Raw genomic sequence first — 4,962 nt, 5'->3', positions numbered from 1 at the left:
TGAAATTAAGTCTCAGTTGTAATCTTTTATTAAATTCATAGCGTAAAATAAATTAAGAGATTAATCACACTATCTTATGCAACTGTAACGAATGTGTAACTTAATTAGAATATTGTAACTCACAGATCAGTGTTTAGTTGTATACCTGATGTGTGTTGGGTGTTAATGTAATGTTTCGCTCAAACGGTGTAATGTGAGCTGCTTTAAGTCTTAGGAAAGCAATCAGCTTACGTAGCACAGAATGGCGTATTAAAAATTGAAATCGGCTGGAAAGTCGATAACGTATATAAAACCAAGTGCAAACAATAGTGCACGAAAAACAACGTTTGGCTTAGGATACTGTCACTGTATGTGAATGGATATTCGCTAAGTACCGAAATCATTGTCAGTGCTCATCCCCCAGAGGAAGATACCTCTACGAGTGCTGACATCGACAAGCTATAAATATATGGAGAATAAAATGGCTGGTGTATTGGGAATGATTCTTGCTGGTGGTGAAGGCTCTCGCTTAAGACCTTTAACTGAATCGCGCAGCAAACCCTCGGTTCCTTTCGGTGGTAGTTACCGCTTAATTGATTTCGCTTTAAATAACTTTGTTAACGCGGATCTAATGAAGATCTATGTATTAACGCAGTTCAAGTCACAGTCACTGTTCCACCATATGAAAAAAGGTTGGAATATCAGTGGTATAACAGATCGTTTTATCGATCCAATCCCTGCTCAAATGCGTACGGGTAAGCGTTGGTATGAAGGCACGGCAGATGCGATCTACCAAAACCTTCGCTTCATGCAGCTAGAAGAACCGGACCAAGTTTGTATCTTTGGTTCTGACCACATCTACAAAATGGATATTAAGCAAATGCTTGATTTCCACAAAGAGAAGGAAGCGGCACTAACGGTTTCTGCTCTACGTATGCCTTTGGCTGAAGCATCAGAGTTCGGTGTTATCGAAGTTGATGCGGAAGGCCGTATGATTGGCTTTGAAGAGAAGCCTGCAAACCCTAAGTCAATCCCTGGCGACCCTGATTCGGCATTAGTTTCTATGGGTAACTACGTATTTGAAGCAAATGAGCTTTTTGCAGAGCTGGTTGAAGATGCGGATAAAGAAGATTCAACTCATGACTTCGGTAAAGATATCATTCCAAATATGTTCCCGCGTGGTGACGTGTTTGTTTACGATTTCAGTACTAACCGCATTACAGGTGAGAAAGAAGAAGTTTACTGGCGCGATGTAGGTACGATTGACGCGTACTGGCAAGCTCACATGGACCTTCTTGAGAAAGATGCACCATTCTCACTATACAACCGCAAGTGGCCACTACACACTTACTACCCACCGTTACCACCTGCGACGTTTACAGATTCGGCTAATGGTCGTGTTCAAATCATCGATAGCTTAGTGTGTAACGGTAGTTATGTTCGTGGTTCTCGTATCGAGAAGTGTGTACTTGGCTTCCGTAGCAATATCGCATCAGCGTGTGACATCAGTGAGAGTATCTTATTGGGCGACGTAAAAGTGGGCGAGGGCTGTGTACTTCGTCGTGTTATCGTCGATAAAGATGCAGACATCGCACCGGGCACACAGATTGGTGTAAACCTGAAAGAAGACAAAAAGCATTACCACGTCTCTGACGATGGTGTAGTAGTAATCCCTAAAGGAGCACGAGTTGGTTACTAAGACTCTCTCGGTACTTTTTGTAGCGTCTGAAGTTGAAGGCTTGATTAAAAGCGGTGGCTTGGCTGATGTAGCCAAGGCACTGCCTAAAGCGTTACAAACACTCGAACAGGACGTTCGAGTGACCATCCCCGCTTACCGCAACATTCCAAATATTGATTCTGCAGAAGTTGTTCTAGCAACAGAGCTCGATCATTGGCCTCATACGGCTTATCAAGTTAAGAAGTTAAGCGTTGAAGGGGTACAAGTGTTTGGTATTGAATGTGCTAAATACTTCGACCGTCCAGAAATGTACGCTGAAAATAATCAGGCTTATGCTGATAATGGCGAGCGCTTTTCGTTCTTCAGTGCAGCATGTTTGGATATGCTTCCTAAGCTTGGTTTCCAACCTGATATTATTCACGCGAACGATTGGCATACAGGCTTTGTTCCTTTCTTGCTTAAATCTCGCTACCAACAACATGACTTCTTTGAGAACACGCGCAGTGTTATTTCAATCCACAACGCGGTGTTCAAAGGCGTATTCTCATACGATGAGCTGCAATGTCTTCCTGAAATGCACAGTCATAATGTTCCGGAAGCTGCGGTCAGTGATACGCACGTGACTATGCTTAAAGCTGGTGTCTTGTGTGCTGATAAAGTCAACGCAGTAAGCCCTACGTATGCGCAAGAGCTAAAAACAGAGCTTGGTAGTCATGGTATGGCGGCAGAGTTTCAACGCAGAGCTTCAGACTTAGTCGGAATCCTAAATGGTTGTGACTACAGTGCTTGGAATCCGGAAACGGATGCATTCCTTCCTCGTAAATATAAAGCGACCAAACACAGCATGGCGCGTGGAAAGTCAGCGTGTAAGCAGAAACTGCAACAAGACGTAGGCTTGCCGGTTATCGATTGTGCCGTGTATGGGATGGTTTGTCGTCTAACGAACCAGAAAGGTGTTCACTACTTGCTGCCTATCATTGAACAATTCTTGAAGAACGATCTTCAGATTGTGATTGTGGGTACGGGTGACCCTGTTTTAGCGAGCCAATTGAAAGAGTTATCGGCACTGCATTCAGAAAAATTCTCGTTTGTAGAGGCATACAACAATGAGTTAGCACACTTAGTTGAAGCCGGTTCTGACTTTTTCTTGATGCCTTCTGAATTTGAACCTTGTGGTTTAAACCAGATCTACAGTATGGCTTATGGCACCTTACCTATCGTTCGCTCTGTCGGTGGTTTAAAAGACAGTGTGAATGATTATGACGAGGAGCCAGAGGTGGCGACCGGCTTTGCTTTTGAAGAGCCGACTCCGCAGGCTTTGTTGGCCGTTTTACACCGTTCGTTGCTGCTTTACGCACAAAACCCATCTGAAATTAAGCGTGTTCAGCTTTATGCTATGCAGAAAGATTTTAGTTGGGAAGATGCTGCAAAAGAGTATTTAGCAATGTACTACTCTGCTATGTAGTAGCAGTTTAACTAGATACGCAAATAAGCAACGTAGATAAAATGAAATCACACAAGGCGCTCTGAGAATAGGGCGCCTTTTGTTTTCTGGTCCGAGCACATCGAGTATATTAAGACAAAGCTTGCAAACTAATTGTAGTTCGGTAGAAAAAGTAGTTAAGGTATTCACGACGCTAATGATAGGTTTGACACTATTATCACCTAATCTTCTCAATTGCGTGATATCCTTAGTCATCGCCTTGTGATGAGGCATAGCTCCATATTAATAATTAAAGCGATAGGTATGTCTGAGAGTTTATTATTTCATAAAACATTTACTCACCCTACGAGCGATGAGTGGGTGGTATTTGTGCATGGCGCTGGAGGTAGCTCCTCAATCTGGTTCAAGCAGATCAAGGCGTATAAACAACATTTCAATTTGCTGCTCATTGATTTGAGAGGGCACGGTAAATCAGACAATATCCTTAAAGATCTGATGTCGAATCGTTACACATTTAAAGCGGTTACTCTCGATATTCTTAAAGTGCTCGATCATTTAAAAATTCGTTCGGCGCATTTCGTTGGCATGTCGTTAGGGACCATCATCGTCCGTAATATTGCAGAGCTAGCCGCGGGACGTGTACGTTCAATGGTATTAGGTGGTGCGGTTACTAAACTCAATACTCGCTCTCAGGTATTAGTTAAACTCGGAAACCTAAGCAAACACATCATTCCTTACATGTGGCTTTATAGTCTTTTTGCTTACATCGTAATGCCACAAAAAAGTCAAAAAGAGTCTCGTCACCTGTTTATCCGTGAAGCTAAAAAACTGTGTCAAAAAGAGTTTAAGCGTTGGTTTATATTAACGGCTGATGTGAACCCTCTAATGAAGTACTTCAAAGACCGCGAATTGCCAATTCCAACCCTCTACTTGATGGGAGAGCGTGATTACATGTTCATCAAGCCCGTTAAAGAGATGGTTGAAGCACATGAGTCGAGTGAACTGGTCGAAATTGCAAACTGTGGTCATGTTTGCAATGTTGAAAATCCAGAAGAATTTAATCAGCACTCTATCGAGTTTATCCAAAAGCAAATTCAATGAGTTTAAGTCAGTGATCTGAACCAATATAGAATTGAAATAAAAACGGGAAGCTATTTGTAGCTTCCCGTTTTTGTTTTGAGGATGTATCAGATGAAACGGTTAATACTTCATTAAGCTCGTCTACTCAGGAGGGTTTGCACCGCACTGCCAACATGAACCAAATTGTGCTTCGTTCACTTCATGACATTCACTGCAGCGCCACTCTTCATAGATGATAGAATCTTGTTGCTTTTGATAGTCATTAACGATCGTGCGGGCTTTAGTGGCCATTTCTGGCTCATATAACCACACATAAGGGTCAGTTTCTTCTGTAAATGGGATTTCCCCTTTCAAACCAAACAAACCTTCACCACGGACTTCACACGCAATATTTTCACTTTCTAACAATCCGCAGATGATGTGCGCTTCTGTCGGATTCGATGCACTGAAGATTTTCATTGAAATTGAACCTTATTCGGCTATCTGTGTTATTTAGCTACTATAAATTATTCAGCAACAGGCGCTGAACGAAACTTACTCATCAACCATTTAGCGATAATCGGGAATACGCCCAGTAACGCAAATGACAATAGTACAGATGGTGAAACGATACCTGAAAGCGAATCAATTTCTGCGAGTTGAGTACCAGCATTTAAGAATACAGCGGTACCTGGCAGCATGCCGATTTGGCTTGTTACGTAGTAGCGAGTTACCGACATCGGCGTCAAGCCCATCAGCAGGTTGATAAGGAAAAACGGAAATACAGGGATAAGGCGTAAAG

At 42.5% G+C, this 4,962-nt stretch carries 4 protein-coding genes and 1 pseudogene; 3 read left to right on the top strand and 2 right to left on the bottom strand.

From position 1 onward, the window contains the following. Positions 1-448: 448 nt before the first annotated feature. The 3 genes from glgC to BCT81_RS16940 all read left to right on the top strand — a co-directional run bounded on the left by glgC (position 449) and on the right by BCT81_RS16940 (position 4,202). Entirely contained in the window at positions 449-1,678 is a 1,230-nt protein-coding gene (gene glgC, locus BCT81_RS16950) for a glucose-1-phosphate adenylyltransferase (RefSeq protein WP_102425207.1), read from the top strand. Then, positions 1,668-3,122: a glycogen synthase GlgA gene (glgA, locus tag BCT81_RS16945; protein ID WP_102425206.1), complete on the top strand. Its 1,455-nt coding sequence runs from the start codon at positions 1,668-1,670 to the stop codon at positions 3,120-3,122. The genes glgC and glgA overlap by 11 nt, the downstream gene beginning before the upstream one ends. Positions 3,123-3,404: 282 nt before the next feature. Then, positions 3,405-4,202, top strand: a complete 798-nt coding sequence (locus BCT81_RS16940; protein WP_004737440.1) for an alpha/beta hydrolase — start codon at positions 3,405-3,407, stop codon at positions 4,200-4,202. Between the two features lie 120 nt (positions 4,203-4,322). Here the strand turns inward: BCT81_RS16940 and BCT81_RS16935 are convergent, their stop codons facing one another. Together BCT81_RS16935 and BCT81_RS16930 are read right to left on the bottom strand one after the other, a co-directional pair. After that, positions 4,323-4,640, bottom strand: a complete 318-nt coding sequence (locus tag BCT81_RS16935; protein ID WP_102425205.1) for a DUF2007 domain-containing protein — start codon at positions 4,638-4,640, stop codon at positions 4,323-4,325. 47 nt (positions 4,641-4,687) lie between these two features. Next, positions 4,688-4,962: pseudogene (locus tag BCT81_RS16930) on the bottom strand (VTT domain-containing protein); the annotation flags it as partial.

Origin of the sequence: Vibrio sp. 10N.261.52.A1, assembly GCF_002876325.1 — a bacterium.
GTDB classification, from domain to species: domain Bacteria; phylum Pseudomonadota; class Gammaproteobacteria; order Enterobacterales; family Vibrionaceae; genus Vibrio; species Vibrio chagasii.
This window is presented reverse-complemented; position numbering and strand designations above follow the sequence as displayed.